Source organism: Olivibacter sp. XZL3, from assembly GCF_004368405.1.
Lineage (GTDB): Bacteria > Bacteroidota > Bacteroidia > Sphingobacteriales > Sphingobacteriaceae > Olivibacter.
In genome coordinates, this window is record NZ_SBJH01000004.1 from 36,657 (window position 1) to 50,016 (window position 13,360).

At 42.5% G+C, this 13,360-nt stretch carries 14 protein-coding genes; 7 read left to right on the top strand and 7 right to left on the bottom strand.

What is annotated here, in order from left to right:
* Positions 1-37: 37 nt before the first annotated feature.
* Positions 38-826, bottom strand: coding sequence for a cold-shock protein (locus tag EPX21_RS00920; RefSeq protein ID WP_134087796.1), 789 nt, complete (start codon positions 824-826; stop codon positions 38-40).
* A gap of 520 nt (positions 827-1,346) precedes the next feature.
* Here EPX21_RS00920 and EPX21_RS00925 point away from each other — a divergent pair.
* Positions 1,347-2,177, top strand: a complete 831-nt coding sequence (locus EPX21_RS00925) for a patatin-like phospholipase family protein (protein WP_134087798.1) — start codon at positions 1,347-1,349, stop codon at positions 2,175-2,177.
* A gap of 17 nt (positions 2,178-2,194) precedes the next feature.
* The gene (locus EPX21_RS00930) at positions 2,195-2,719 is read left to right on the top strand and encodes a DinB family protein (RefSeq protein WP_370450914.1); all 525 of its coding nucleotides are present in this window, start codon (positions 2,195-2,197) and stop codon (positions 2,717-2,719) included.
* Between the two features lie 249 nt (positions 2,720-2,968).
* Here EPX21_RS00930 and EPX21_RS00935 read toward each other — a convergent pair whose 3' ends face one another.
* Positions 2,969-3,292: a heavy metal-binding domain-containing protein gene (locus tag EPX21_RS00935; RefSeq protein ID WP_134087800.1), complete on the bottom strand. Its 324-nt coding sequence runs from the start codon at positions 3,290-3,292 to the stop codon at positions 2,969-2,971.
* Between the two features lie 206 nt (positions 3,293-3,498).
* Here EPX21_RS00935 and EPX21_RS00940 point away from each other — a divergent pair, with 206 nt between their 5' ends.
* Positions 3,499-3,702 (top strand): hypothetical protein, encoded by a 204-nt coding sequence (locus tag EPX21_RS00940; RefSeq protein ID WP_134087801.1) that lies wholly within the window; start codon positions 3,499-3,501, stop codon positions 3,700-3,702.
* 61 nt (positions 3,703-3,763) lie between these two features.
* Positions 3,764-4,201, top strand: a complete 438-nt coding sequence (locus EPX21_RS00945; RefSeq protein ID WP_134087802.1) for a nuclear transport factor 2 family protein — start codon at positions 3,764-3,766, stop codon at positions 4,199-4,201.
* 4 nt (positions 4,202-4,205) lie between these two features.
* Here EPX21_RS00945 and nfi read toward each other — a convergent pair whose 3' ends face one another.
* Both nfi and EPX21_RS00955 read right to left on the bottom strand, forming a co-directional pair.
* Positions 4,206-4,925, bottom strand: coding sequence for a deoxyribonuclease V (nfi, locus tag EPX21_RS00950; RefSeq protein ID WP_134087804.1), 720 nt, complete (start codon positions 4,923-4,925; stop codon positions 4,206-4,208).
* A gap of 6 nt (positions 4,926-4,931) precedes the next feature.
* The gene (locus EPX21_RS00955; protein ID WP_134087806.1) at positions 4,932-6,137 is read right to left on the bottom strand and encodes a DUF763 domain-containing protein; all 1,206 of its coding nucleotides are present in this window, start codon (positions 6,135-6,137) and stop codon (positions 4,932-4,934) included.
* Positions 6,138-6,315: 178 nt separating this feature from the next.
* Here EPX21_RS00955 and EPX21_RS00960 point away from each other — a divergent pair, with 178 nt between their 5' ends.
* Positions 6,316-6,768 (top strand): VOC family protein, encoded by a 453-nt coding sequence (locus EPX21_RS00960; protein WP_134087808.1) that lies wholly within the window; start codon positions 6,316-6,318, stop codon positions 6,766-6,768.
* 65 nt (positions 6,769-6,833) lie between these two features.
* Here EPX21_RS00960 and EPX21_RS00965 read toward each other — a convergent pair whose 3' ends face one another.
* Positions 6,834-8,258 carry a sugar MFS transporter gene (locus tag EPX21_RS00965; protein ID WP_134087810.1) on the bottom strand — a complete coding sequence of 475 codons (1,425 nt, stop codon included), beginning with the start codon at positions 8,256-8,258 and terminating at the stop codon, positions 6,834-6,836.
* 104 nt (positions 8,259-8,362) lie between these two features.
* Entirely contained in the window at positions 8,363-9,334 is a 972-nt protein-coding gene (locus EPX21_RS00970; RefSeq protein WP_134087811.1) for a TIGR01212 family radical SAM protein, read from the bottom strand.
* Positions 9,335-9,438: 104 nt separating this feature from the next.
* Here EPX21_RS00970 and EPX21_RS22560 point away from each other — a divergent pair, with 104 nt between their 5' ends.
* Positions 9,439-9,612 carry a hypothetical protein gene (locus EPX21_RS22560; protein WP_166670647.1) on the top strand — a complete coding sequence of 58 codons (174 nt, stop codon included), beginning with the start codon at positions 9,439-9,441 and terminating at the stop codon, positions 9,610-9,612.
* Here the strand turns inward: EPX21_RS22560 and EPX21_RS00975 are convergent.
* Entirely contained in the window at positions 9,609-10,670 is a 1,062-nt protein-coding gene (locus tag EPX21_RS00975) for a helix-turn-helix transcriptional regulator (protein WP_134087813.1), read from the bottom strand. The two genes, EPX21_RS22560 and EPX21_RS00975, sit on opposite strands and share 4 nt — an antisense overlap.
* Before the next feature lie 277 nt (positions 10,671-10,947).
* On the opposite strand from EPX21_RS00975, the gene EPX21_RS00980 reads away from it, so the two are divergent.
* Positions 10,948-13,359: a TonB-dependent receptor plug domain-containing protein gene (locus EPX21_RS00980; RefSeq protein ID WP_134087814.1), complete on the top strand. Its 2,412-nt coding sequence runs from the start codon at positions 10,948-10,950 to the stop codon at positions 13,357-13,359.
* Position 13,360 lies beyond the last annotated feature (1 nt).

A 13,360-nucleotide genomic window follows, 5' to 3' on the forward strand; every position in this document is an offset into this window, starting at 1 on the left:
TTTAGCACACTTCTCTCCTCACACAATTCTGCTTAAGCTAGTCTTTGAAAAATTTAACCTGACTGATCGTCTCCAGTTTTTTAATCTCTTCTGTTGTAAGACTCGCCGTGTCCTGCAACTTTTTAGCAACTAACTCATTGCAAAATATATCCCCATAGCTGTATGTATGAATCCGCACTAACTCCGCAACGCTCAGTTCGTCGGCGAAGAGCACAAGAATATTTTCTGGAATTTCGAAATCATCGGCTTCGAGATGACCTATGTATCGGAATTTAGTAGATTTCCAAACCAAAAACAGTTTTCGCTCATTAACATGTTTTCCAAAGAAATTAAAAATACGGGCCAACAGCTCGTTCCTTTTCTCCAAACCCATACTTCTGGTAAACACCTTCTCTAGAAATTCACCGTAAAACAAAAACTTATCATCCGGCAATTTAGTTGTGAAGTAAGAGGTTGTTTCCTGGAAGATCTGCTCGCGTGATTTCCCATTAAGATATTGGTATGCAGCCAGCTCGGCAAGTGATAAATGATTGGTTTTCGCAACAGGAGTTTTAGCTCCGGGTTCTTTCGCCACGTTATGGCCCTTTAAAGCAAGCGTGGCAATCAATTCCCAGTCATGTACCTCGCCTACCAAACGCGAATGAATGGCAACAGCGTTATGGCTTTTCGGATCTACACGCCGTTTAAACAAAATCGCATCACGAGAAGATAAATTCGTCGGCTTTAACTTAAAACTCTTGATATGAACAAAGACCTGACCATTTACAGCATCTGCTATGCCGAAGCCTTTTGTATTGTTAAACCACTTAATCACGCCTATTTCCATAGCTTTCAGTTTTATAAAGAAGGATGAAAAGGTAAGCTGAAATAAATGAAACTCTCTAACAGAAATACGTCAATAAATGTATTTTTCAACGAGAACTTCCACGTTAACGGCAATCAAATTAAAGAATTAGCTATCTTCATTGCAAGATAACTAATATTTTGCAAAAAGCAAAGTAAGCGCCGACAGCGCTGCTCAACAAACATGCACTTCCTCCCTACCATACTACAAGCAGCTCTAACCGCCTAAACCAAATCCGTCCATATGCTGATTTAACATAGGCTCTATCGCGGCATAAAACAATACGTTGCTAGCGCTGAGAGGAAATCAAGACTTACAAAATTTCTTTTTTCCACCTCTATTTTCATCACCGTATACAGGATATATTAGTCAATATGCAATTCTTAGCAATCTTTAGCAACATTATCTATATCTTAGCTTCAACGACACATTGGAAAGATCTATAAACGACTTTTCAGAAATTGTCTAATCATGTAATGCATATATCTTATACGGATACACGATGAAAACTTCTATCTCCTTAGTATTATCCAGTGGTGGAGCGCGCGGTATTGCTCAGATAGGGGCTATCAAAGCGTTGGAAGAACAAGGCTTTGTAATAAAATCGATTGCAGGTTCGTCCATCGGCAGTCTCATTGGCGGTTTATACGCCATGGGCAAGCTGGACGATTTTACCCACTGGTTGAAAACATTAAAACGAAGAGACGTCTTTAACCTCATGGACTTTACATGGAGCAGCTCCGGCGTAATGAAGGGAGAAAAAATCTTTAATAAAATTAAAACCTTCATTCCGGATATTGACATTGAAAACATGCCCATCTCCTTCGTAGCGGTATCAACAGACATCTTACACCAGAAAGAAATTGTCTTTAGGGAGGGAAGTTTTTTTGACGCGGTCCGCGCGTCTATAGCGATCCCGGGCGTTTTTACACCGGTCAACCACATGGATAATATTTTAGTAGACGGCGGCTTAATAAATCCGCTCCCTCTTAACCACCTCCCAAGTACCGACGAAAGCAAGATCGTAGTAGCCGTCGATGTAAACGCGCCGGAAGAAACCACATTCTCCGTAGCGAAAGCGAATAGTAAGTATGGAGGCTATTTAACCATAACACAAAAAGCTATACTTACCATGCTTGGAAAAATTACGGAGTTATCTATCGACCTATACAAGCCAGATATTGTTGTTCATATCCCTCGAAATGTAATAGGTGTTTGGGATTATCACAGAGCCGAATACCTCATCGAAATCGGCCGCGAAAGGATGTTGGCTACGTTGAACGAGTATTGGTCTGCCAATTCGGAAACAGCAGCGAAGCCTACTAAATTGTAATCATAATTGTTATAAAAATGATGGAAGCTCCCTTGGAAGTTTGGATGCGCGGCCCCATTGCAGGCGTTCCGCCACTGCTTCAACCAGTGGCACATGCTTTACTTCAGGCAAAAGAAGAGTTAACAAAGCTCCTGACCGACTTTCCCGATGAAAGACTATGGGACAGGCCGGCAGGCGTAGCTTCTGTGGCATTTCACATACAACATATCACAGGCGTGATTGACCGTATGTTCACTTATGCAAAACAACAGCCTTTATCCGACGCACAATTCCGCTATCTGCAAGGTGAAGGCATAAAGAACGAGCTGCTCAACACAGTTACCCTATTAGAACAACTTACACTTCGCATTTCCGAGGCCGTTGACGAACTGAAAGCAATACCGGAGGAAACCTTAACAGAAGAAAGAGGTATCGGCAGAAAGAAAATTCCAACAACCTGTATGGGTCTTCTTTTCCACGCGGCAGAACATACACAACGCCATGTCGGCCAAACGCTGGTAACTGCAAAAATTATTCTTGCCCGAGAGGTCAATGAAACATAAGGTCTAACAGTATCGATTAAAGGAGATAACTCCGACCATGGTCAACAAACCTGCTTGGCCTGATCATGTCAATTCTTTAGCAGCAAATAGCCAACGCAGCCTGGATACAAAAAAGCCTCTAATCTGGGAGATTAGAGGCTCTCATTAACTAATTATAAACCTAAATTATGATGCAGCAAAGATAATGTATCGAAGCATATTTGCGTACAAGTAGCAAACCTTTAACATAACTTTAACGTTTTGTTTCAATTAGTCCGCCAGCACAACCGCTGTTCCGCTGGCCGTGACCATTAACATACTTCCGCCCTTTCCCACCGTTTCGTAATCCAAATCTACGCCCACGACGGCATTTGCTCCTATAGAAGCAGCGTATTGCTGCATTTCAAATACTGCTGTATCCTTCGCTTCCCTTAAAACCTTCTCGTAAGAATTTGATCTACCGCCTACGAAATCTCTTATCCCTGCAAAGATATCGCGGATAAAATTAGCACCGATGATCGTTTCGCCACTCACTAAGCCGATATACTTTACTATTTTTTTACCTTCTACATTAGGTGTCGTTGTTATTAGCATGGCCTTTTTTTCTCCTTAGACGCTGCGAAACGACCAGTGTTACATAAAACAGTGCGATTATATAGCCCTTTCACCTAGTCGGGGTCGGTACGGGCAACGCCGATCTAGCAGTTTAACGCCGCTTGGTAAGCTGGGTCAATCAAAATAAAGCAAACCCTCAAGGGCTAAATATGTTATAATAGGTAAGACAAAAAGAATAAAAGTATATGAGCAATCTCAGCAAAAAACAAACAGACAAAGAGAAAGAACCAGTTCCAACAAAGCAGGACAAAAACGCAGCTAAAGAGGCGAACCGTTCCTCTATTACCGGACGTAAAATAGAAGAGGAAGACATTACCGGCGCTAATCCTGCAGGTTCAGCCGTAAAACCTGATATTTTGAGAGAAGATCATCCGGGGCTCGCTAAATAGGCCTAAAATTGGGGTTGAATAGAAGGATAAAATTGCATATGTTTGTTTTAAAAAAACACCTATGCTACGACCAAAAATACTCCTACTTTTTACGATGATCGTATCCGGCACATTGACTTACGGCCAAACGGCAGAAGAGAAACAGTTGCTAAAAACAGTCGAAGACCTTCGGCTAGCAATGATCAATGGGGATAGGAACGCGCTGGACGCTATCGCTGCAGACAATCTAAATTATTGGCATTCTAGCGGCAACCATGAAGATAAAGCCACCTTCATAGAAAGTCTCACTTCAGGAAAATCAGATTTTGTGACTATAAATCTAAGCGAGCAAACGGTCACCATCTCTGGCGAGGTAGCAACCGTTCACCACATTTTGAGCGGTGAAACCAATGATGGGGGCAAGCCCGGTTCCGTACGAATCGGCGTCTTGCTTGTCTTTCAAAAGCAAGGTGAGCGCTGGAAGCTGTTTGCGAGACAGGCCTTTAAGCTGCCCGCTTAACCCATCAAAATAAAGCTTGGCTCTCCTCCAATTGAAAGAACCCTTCTTTCAATTGGCCTGTTCGAAATCGATTCACAAATTCGTGGGCCTTCCTCGTTGGCTCCGGAAGCCGGTAGTTCCGCGTGCAATGTAGCGCGATTTGCAAACTGTCTTCCATACTTAACTGATTACCCGGCGAAATATATACAGGTTTTACCTTGTTCTTCGTACGTACTACATAGCCCAGCAGCTCGTCCTTACTCATCAGTGGACTGAAACTGTTCTTGGAAATCGAAGGTTCTTCGAAGTTTCCATACAGCTTCTTTTTAGCACAACCAAGCGTGGGCACATCGATCAACGCACCCAAATGAGCTGCAATTCCCAGCCGTCGCGGATGAGCTACGCCATGCCCGTCCACCATAATTACATCGGGCTTAGTCAACATTTGACCGTAAGCCTCCATTAACGCCGGAACTTCCCTAAACGCTAAAAAGCCCGGCACATAAGGAAAAGAGGTTTTGCTCTTCACTAAAGAGTAAGCTAAAGGCTTCAAGGTATTGAAATCGAGCACGACAATCCCGGCATAAATAACATCACTAAAGCGGTTAAGGGAAATATCCGCTCCGGCAATCGTTTTTATTTCTTTATCTAAAGGCACATGAGTAAGCGAATCCCGGAGCTTGTTCTGTATAACGGTCGCCTCTGATATAGTTAAGTTGGTATAATCTAAATCTTTGCTATTCATAGGTACTTAAAACAGACTTAACTGATTCTTTGTTTGTATTGGTCTCTGAGCCTTTCCATAGACGGTTCTGCCTCCGTATTTCCAAGACGCGGCCCTTTCCTGGGCGATAAGCTGATCCAATTGGTGGTTCGGAACAAAATCTTTCTCTTTTTGCAGGGCTACTTTCGAGAGGTTCTTGATTGCCTCCGAACGCTCTTTAAAACCGATCTTTGCCTTGTCAAGTGCCTGTTGAAGCAGTTCAATAGAGGTGTCGTATATTTTCGTAGGAACAGGAAACGGATGTCCATCCTTGCCCCCATGCGCAAATGAAAACCGGGCAGGATCGTTAAAACGGCATGGCGTACCGTGAATCACTTCACTCACCAAGGTTAGCGACTGCAAGGTTCGAGGGCCCAGACCTTCCAACAAGAGTAGTTCCTCCATATTGCCTACTCCTTTCTCTTGGGCTAATGCCAGTACCGTCCCCAAGCGCTTCAAATTCACATCCTTCTCACTCACATGATGGTGCGAAGGCATGATGATTTTCCTGGCCTCCCGTAAAATATAATCCGGATGCTCCTTGCTGATGGCAAGTATTGCGTCTCTCGTGACAGCAGCATTTCGATCAGTCAGGTTTAGTATCTGACCTTGGTTGTGTCCGTAAACGAAACTATGGGGTTCCTCAACAAAAGAATACACCTCCGGCGCATGCCAGTGATAACGCCGCGCCAGTTTACTCGCTGCATTCATTCCTTGCTGAACAATCGACCAGTTTCCGTCAATGCTCAGCACAAAAGCATGCAAATAAAGTTGAAATCCGTCTTGAATGGCTGTATTGTCGATCTTCGCAGCTAACCTACTATGTCGTACAAGCTTATCCCCGTCAAGGCCGGTCGCACTTGCTATCCGAGTAAGCTCATCGGGTGTTTTTAGGGAGTGCTTTCCCCTCCCGCCGCAAATATAAACGCCTAATTCTTCCGATCGCTTGTTAACCGAGGCCTTAAGCGCTCCCATAACAGAGGTCGTAATACCCGAAGAGTGCCAATCCATACCCAACACACATCCCAAAGATTGAAACCAGCAGGGGTCGCTCAGTTTACGAAGAAACATATCGCGTCCATACTCCAATATTATTGCTTCCACAATAGCGCCTCCCAAAAGGCTCATCCTTTCAGCGAGCCACTTGGGAACCCGTCCATAATGCAAGGGCAATTCAGCATATCCACCTCTCATATCGTAACTATTTAGTCGGCAAAATACTAAAAAAAATAGCAAACAACAAATACATACTGATAATTTTTAGCGGACTTCTATCTTTAGATTTGACCAGCACAGTGTTCTTAAATTTGCTTATATTGCCGGACAGTTACGGAATACCAGAGTCTTAACCTTTATATTAAACGATTATTACATGAAAACAGCCGGAATTTTATTAGTGAGCTTCTTCCTTTTCGGAACAGCGACCTTAAAAGCCCAACAAAAAAATCCCTTAAAGTTGAATCATATTGCTGTATATGTCGAAAATCTACAAAAAAGCACAGCTTTTTACAAAGACGTCTTACAGCTTCCCGAAATACCGGAACCCTTCCACGACGGCCTACATACTTGGTTTACGTTGGGCAGTGCCGGAAGCCTTCATTTAATTCAAGGAGCAAAGAAAGGCGTCGAACGCGAAAAGAATGACCACCTCTGTTTTAGCACAGGAGATATAAAGGCATTCATCAAGAACCTGGAAAATCATCAAGTTACTTATTTTGACTGGCCGGGTGAAGAAGGAAAAGTAACAACCAGAGTGGACGGTGTGCATCAGATATATTTTCAGGATCCAGATGGGCACTGGATAGAAATCAATGATGAACAATAAAAAAAACAGCTAATTAGCGCTTGAGCTAATTAGCTGATAATAACTTTACAAAAGGCCTTCTGTAATTAATGCCCTCCCGCTACAGGGCCCGCTTGTTCGACATTCTTTAACTTTTTTGAACAGTAAATTCCGAAGCCAAAGATGTAAATATAGCAAATAACCGGTAAAATAAGCGACAACTGAACGCCTAATTGGTCGGCTAGGGCGCCTTGAATAACCGGAACAATAGCTCCTCCTAAAATCGCCATCACCAACAAAGAAGATCCTTGACTCGTATATTTTCCCAGTCCGGCAATCGAGAGCGTATATATATTGGAAAACATGATGGAATTAAAAATACCGATTCCCAATATGGAATACATCGCATAAGCGCCAGTGTTCATAATACTGGAAATCAAGAGCAACACATTAACCCCCGCAAATATTGCCAAGGTGCGGGCCGGAGCCGCCTTTCCGATCAAGAAACCAAGCAAATTCAATACAATAAATACCAGGAAGAAGCTCACTTGCGAAAAGGTCAAGTCTACTAAGCTAAATATCAAAAGGAACACCAACACTGCCATTCCCACCATATAAACGAGCTTCTTTGCGAAGTTTATGTTATGGTTGAGGTAAATAGCGCCTAAAAAACGGCCTATCATAGCTCCGCCCCAATAAAGCGAAAGATAATTTTTACTGATCGATTCAGTAAAGCCCATAATTTGTTCTTGTTCCAGAAAACTGATGATAAAGCTGCCGATTGCCACTTCTGCACCTACATAACAGAAGATCCCGAGCACCCCCAATCGTAAATGCGCAAACTTCAAAGCCCCTAATCCTTTTACATCCTTCTCTTCATCGCTAGACTCAAAAGAAGGTAACTTAACCGTTGAAATAAACAATGCAACCAACAGTAAAATAGCCGCAAAAATCAGGTACGGAACGCGTGTGGCCTGTGGACTGATTGAATCGCCATCAGCAAAGAACTCGAATATAAGATGTCCTCCCAATACGGGCGCTATGGTGGTTCCCAATGCATTAAAAGCTTGGGTCATGTTAAGTCGGCTGGAAGCTCCATCTTCCGGGCCTAATAAGGAAACGTAAGCGTTTGCGGTAATCTGTAAAATGGTAAAACCCAATCCCAGCACAAAAAGTGCCGTTAAAAACAGTCCGTATAACGATGTAGTAGCCGCTGGCCAGAATAATACGCATCCCACAGCTGAAAGAATAATTCCTGCTATGATGGATTTTTTGTATCCGATCTTATTTACCGGATCACCCCACTTGGAAGACACGATGAAATAAATCATCGATCCGATAAAATAAGCACCAAAAAAGCAGAATTGTACAAGCATCGACTCAAAAAAGGTCAAACTAAACAGTTGCTTCAAATAGGGAATCAGAATATCATTCATACAGGTAATAAATCCCCACATGAAGAATAATATCGTTAATGTAATTAATGGCACGATATATCGCTGGCCAGAGGAAGAGGTTTGGATGTTAGTCATGAATAGTACGTTTAATATAGTTTCTTTCCAGTACTTTTGAAAGTACGCTACGAATATACATTTTTGGAAATTAAAAGCAATTCAATTTACGCCAATAAATGAGTTTAAAACGTATTAGCAGAAACCGACCGATCTGTAAATTGAGATCCTTGAATGGCGCCTCTCTCTTCCAGTTGTTTGTCTATAAAGGTTTGGATACTCGATTTTCCTCGACCCCAATTAGGAGCGATGAGTAATTCCTGGTCGGCTAATCCAAAAAGACGCTGTATCACAATATCAGGGCGCAATAAAGGAATAAATTCACAGAGGAAATCTGCGTATTCTTCTAAACTGAAAAGAGGGAAAGGTTTACGCTTGTATTGAACCCCCATAATAGAGCCTTCTACGATGTGCAGGTGATGCAATTTGACAAACTTGATTTGTGGAAAGCGGTTGATTTCTTCCGCGTATTTAAGCATCATTTCCTTGGTTTCCCAGGGAAATCCGAAAATCGTATGGACGCAAATATCCAGTGGACTGTTTTGCACCAAATTGAGCGCTTTCTCCAATTCTTCGTGCGAGCAGCCCCGATTAATTCTGTTCAGGGTCTCGTTATAAATCGACTCCATTCCCATCTCCAGATCCACATCATACCGATCAGTATAGCTTTCCAATAAAGTTACTTTTTCGAAATCGATGCAGTCGGGCCGGGTGCCCACGGATAAACCTACCACGTTTTCGGGTGCAATGCTTAAAGCCTCGTCGTACATTGCTTTCAAATAATGCACGGGTGCATAGGTATTCGTATTCGGTTGAAAATAAATCACGAATTTTTCGGCATGATAACTTTTCACCGCCCTTTCCATACCTTGTTCCACTTGCTCTTTGATCGTGGGCAACTTTCGCGCACTATCGGGCGTAAAGGAATCAACATTACAATAGGAACAACCGCCGTAGCCCTTGCTCCCATCGCGGTTGGGACAGGTGAAGTTTCCGTCCACAATAATCTTAAAAACCCGCTTATCTTGATATTTGTTTTTAAGATAAGCCCCGTAATGATTGTAAGGCTTTATTCCCGAATCCAATAGAGTTCCCATAGTATCCGCAAAGGTAGCTATTTCACCTTACAATAAACAATTTATACGATCGCCTTGTTACTTTAAAAGAATCAGGTTAAACATGAATAGAAAGGAGCTTTAATATGAAATCAGGACAAAAATCGGCCAACCCAAAAGCCCCATTTGTAGGAACTACTACCGCTGACAAATCTTTTAACGATCAAAAAGTATTAAAACGACATCAAGGACTACCTAATGCGGGTGCACGTTCGGCAGATTCGGGTGCTAGAACAGATAACGAAAAAAGCAAAAATTAGATGCAGGACGCAAAAGCGAAATCTATTTCGCTTAACACGCCGCAATCAAATAAACACGAAAACCAAGCGAATTTTACTTTCGTGGGCAAGTAGCCGAAGTATTTTTTAAAGGCAGCAGAAAAGTGTGTGGCGTGCTTATAGCCCACCTTTGCCGCTACAACGGCTACTTTTTCTTTGTCTTCCACCAACAAGGTTTTTGCACGCAACATCCTCACTTCATTCAAATAGGTAAACACGGTTGTTCCAAAGGCCAACTTAAAGTGTTTTTTCAAGGTCGCATCGTTTGTTCCGACACGTCTGGCTAGGCTCAGTAAGGAATGGTCGAGCTCATATTGCGTGTCTAAGATCTCTTTCACCTGTTGCATCCGTTGCCACTCGGCCTCCTTCAATCCGACGTACGTTTTCCCTAGCTGTTGAAGCTGTTCAAACTGCTCTAACTGCAATAATAGCAACTCAACAACTTTGATCTTCAAAAATACAGGACGAAAAAGTTCGGATTTACCGCATGACATTATCTCTTGTATAATGGTGTACATCTGCGCGTTCAAGGGTATAGCGTTTTCTGATAAAACCGCCAACTTATCGCTTCCAACCATCTCCCTAAAAAACTGAAAGTCGGATTTTCCTTCTGGACAATATTTAAGAAACAAATCTGTATGCAAATCAATTCTAAATATTTCCTGATCGCCGTTCAGGGGAAAACGATCCACAACTTGGCTGCCGACAGGGAAAAACAGCAAATTGCAGTGCTGTGCTTTCAATGTTAACTGCAATTTGTTGTCCGTAGAAAATAGGCTCTCCCCGCTTAAATTGATTCGCAATTGCACAAAAGCTTGCTCGTTATGCATCTTTAGCTCTGTTAACTGCCCAACATCCCATTTAGCGTAGCGGATACGTATACCATTGAACAAATAGGCAAACTCGCTGAGCCCTTTATCGTCTGTTGACGATCGATGGACTACACTACGAAGCCCTTCTTCTAAATTCAGCATTTGCTCGTTATACTGAAGCGCAAACTGTATCTGCTGATCACTGACCGAAAATCCGAATCTTAACATTTTTTCCGTTTAGCGTCACTCTTGTTCCGTATGAGGTCGTCTTATTTAGACTTATTATACTTTATTTTGCACAAATATAACAACAAATTAGACTCGATCTAGATAAGTGACGATTTTTTAGCTATTAATAAACTAAAATGTATCGAAAAAAAATTCTACGTATTGTACAAGGCTTTTCACCTATACCTTCCCGGCTAACGACTAACATTGTGCGCCAAGTCAGTCGTTGCTATGCTACTAAAGAATCAACTCAATTAAAACCCTTAGCCAACTATAAATGAAGCAATTTTATCTAACGCTGCTGTTCACTTCATTGTCGAATTTATTATTTGCGCAGTTAAGCACGATTAAAGGCAAAGTGCAGTTAGAAAACGGAAAACCACTGAGTCATGTAACCATCAAGGTGAGTGGGACGTCCATCGTCGGTATTTCAAATGATAAAGGGATTTATGAATTAAGAAATGTTCCGTTTGGTGATCATAAAATCCTGGTTTCGTCTTTAGAAATAAAACCACAGAAAATAGCCGTTTTGATAGATAAGCCCAAGCAAAATGTCGATGTAACAATTGATGCTACAGGAGACGTTGCGCTGGATGAAGTGCAGATTGTAGGAAGTTCTACCAAACGGGAGATCGAAACACAGGGGTTTGCGGTCAATGTGATCGAAACGCAAGGTGCCTCACTGAGAAGCTTTCAAACGAATGAATTGCTCGACAGAACCGTAGGTGTACGGGTTCGTCAAAATGGAGGGCTAGGTTCGGCGGTAAATTATAATCTGAACGGTATGTCGGGCAACTCGGTGCGGATTTTTGTTGACGGTATCCCGATTTCTACATATGGAGAATCATTTAGTCTAAACAGTATCCCTCCGGCATTGATTGAACGAATTGAAGTATACAAAGGGGTGATACCCGCACACTTAGCTGACGATGCGATGGGCGGCGCAATTAATGTCATCCTCAAAAAAGGCATGAGTAACAACCTCGTCGCTTCAGTTTCTTACGGGTCGTTCAACACCATCCAGTCCAACTTTAGTGGATTGTTTCGCGATAGTAAATCTGGCCTTACGGTAAAGGCATCCGGGTTTCATAATTACTCAGATAACGACTATGAAGTATGGGGAAAATTCGTCAGAAACATCTTGCCCAATGGGCGCTATGACTACGTTAGAGCAAGGCGCTTTAATGACGCATATCGCTCCTTGGGTGGGCAAATTGAACTTGGCTTTACGGACGTAAAATGGGCTGACCAATTCTTTATTGGATACAATGGATCTGACGATTACAATGAAATACAACACGGAACCTACATGACTATACCCTATAAAGGTCGTTTTACGGAATCCCAGGCAAATGTATTAAACCTAAACTATCGGAAACGCGACTTCCTAACTAAAAACCTCGAGTTTACCTTCAATGGCATGCACAGCGATCGCAGCCAAGTGGTCAACGACACAGTACGATGGAACTACAACTGGTTCGGCGAAAAAAGTGTAGGATTGGATGGCAACCCCATATTAAGACCCACCGGGGCACAGCAGGGGGCTGCCACCATTCTCCATATCGACCGTAAAGTCACTACCTTTCGCTCAGGATTAAACTATTACGTAACAAAGAATCACCGATTGGTATTAAACCATATTTTCTACACGATAGATCGGAAAGAACGTGACGATATGCGGAGCGCCGTGGAACGGGAATTCATTGGGACACGGGATTTACAGAAAAACGTAGTCTCGCTTGCCTATGAGGCAAATACTTTCGAGAGGCGTTTAAAAACCAATCTCTTTGGGAAATACTACCAACAGAAGATCGACCGGGTCGATCCGGTGTTGCTTAGTGAGAATGGGCAGCAAGTACGTACAGAAGATCGGGCGAACAGTAATAAAACAATAATGGGTTATGGATTGGCGTCCTCTTATGCTTTAAATCCGACACTCATATTACTTGTCTCCGCCGAGAAAGCGGTCCGCATGCCGTCAGAAAACGAAATCTTCGGCAGTCCGGGCGACAATATCATCGAGAACGTTAACATCAGGCCAGAAATCAGTAATAATTTCAACTTGGGCCTCAAATTAGGGCCATACCAACTTGATCAGCACCGACTGTCTTTCTCTACCGCCGGATTTCTGCGCGACACCAGGGATAAGATTGTGCAAAGAATCAATCCCAGAATAAATGATGCACTACAAACAAATCCGTATGAAAACTTGGGGAAAACAAAATCCATCGGTTTTGAAGCGGAGATAAACTATGTGTTCAACGACAAGCTGAATATTCTATTCAGCGCGTCGAGGTTTAATCAGGTCTTCAATATACGGTATGACGACCGTGGAAATCAATACGACAACTATAATAAACAGCTGCCAAACGAACCTTTCTTTACGATCAATAGTATGGCGCAATATACGTTCAGCCACTTGGTGCAGAAAAACTCCTCCTTAAACATCTACTACAATTTCGGCTTCGTAGACCGGTTTTATACTACTTGGATAGATCTTGAGGAGTTCAGAACGCCTAAACAGTTTATACAAGATATCGGCGCCAGTTATTTCTTTCCAAATAAGAAGCTTGTGCTAAGTGCTGATGCTAAAAACATTTTTAACAGACAGGTTTACGACAATTTTGCCGTGCAAAAACCAGGAAGAGCCTTTTACTTGAAATTAAATTACACCATTACTAATTTTTAGC

Coding starts and splice junctions, on each gene's coding strand:
- EPX21_RS00930 (WP_370450914.1), top strand. CDS start 2,195: ATGATGGAAGCTCCCTTGGAAGTTTGGATGCGCGGCCCCATTGCAGGC.
- EPX21_RS00935 (WP_134087800.1), bottom strand. CDS start 3,292: ATGCTAATAACAACGACACCTAATGTAGAAGGTAAAAAAATAGTAAAG.
- EPX21_RS00925 (WP_134087798.1), top strand. CDS start 1,347: ATGAAAACTTCTATCTCCTTAGTATTATCCAGTGGTGGAGCGCGCGGT.
- EPX21_RS00955 (WP_134087806.1), bottom strand. CDS start 6,137: ATGAGAGGTGGATATGCTGAATTGCCCTTGCATTATGGACGGGTTCCC.
- EPX21_RS00920 (WP_134087796.1), bottom strand. CDS start 826: ATGGAAATAGGCGTGATTAAGTGGTTTAACAATACAAAAGGCTTCGGC.
- EPX21_RS00975 (WP_134087813.1), bottom strand. CDS start 10,670: ATGTTAAGATTCGGATTTTCGGTCAGTGATCAGCAGATACAGTTTGCG.
- EPX21_RS00945 (WP_134087802.1), top strand. CDS start 3,764: ATGCTACGACCAAAAATACTCCTACTTTTTACGATGATCGTATCCGGC.
- EPX21_RS00965 (WP_134087810.1), bottom strand. CDS start 8,258: ATGACTAACATCCAAACCTCTTCCTCTGGCCAGCGATATATCGTGCCA.
- EPX21_RS00960 (WP_134087808.1), top strand. CDS start 6,316: ATGAAAACAGCCGGAATTTTATTAGTGAGCTTCTTCCTTTTCGGAACA.
- EPX21_RS00970 (WP_134087811.1), bottom strand. CDS start 9,334: ATGGGAACTCTATTGGATTCGGGAATAAAGCCTTACAATCATTACGGG.
- nfi (WP_134087804.1), bottom strand. CDS start 4,925: ATGAATAGCAAAGATTTAGATTATACCAACTTAACTATATCAGAGGCG.
- EPX21_RS00980 (WP_134087814.1), top strand. CDS start 10,948: ATGAAGCAATTTTATCTAACGCTGCTGTTCACTTCATTGTCGAATTTA.
- EPX21_RS22560 (WP_166670647.1), top strand. CDS start 9,439: ATGAAATCAGGACAAAAATCGGCCAACCCAAAAGCCCCATTTGTAGGA.
- EPX21_RS00940 (WP_134087801.1), top strand. CDS start 3,499: ATGAGCAATCTCAGCAAAAAACAAACAGACAAAGAGAAAGAACCAGTT.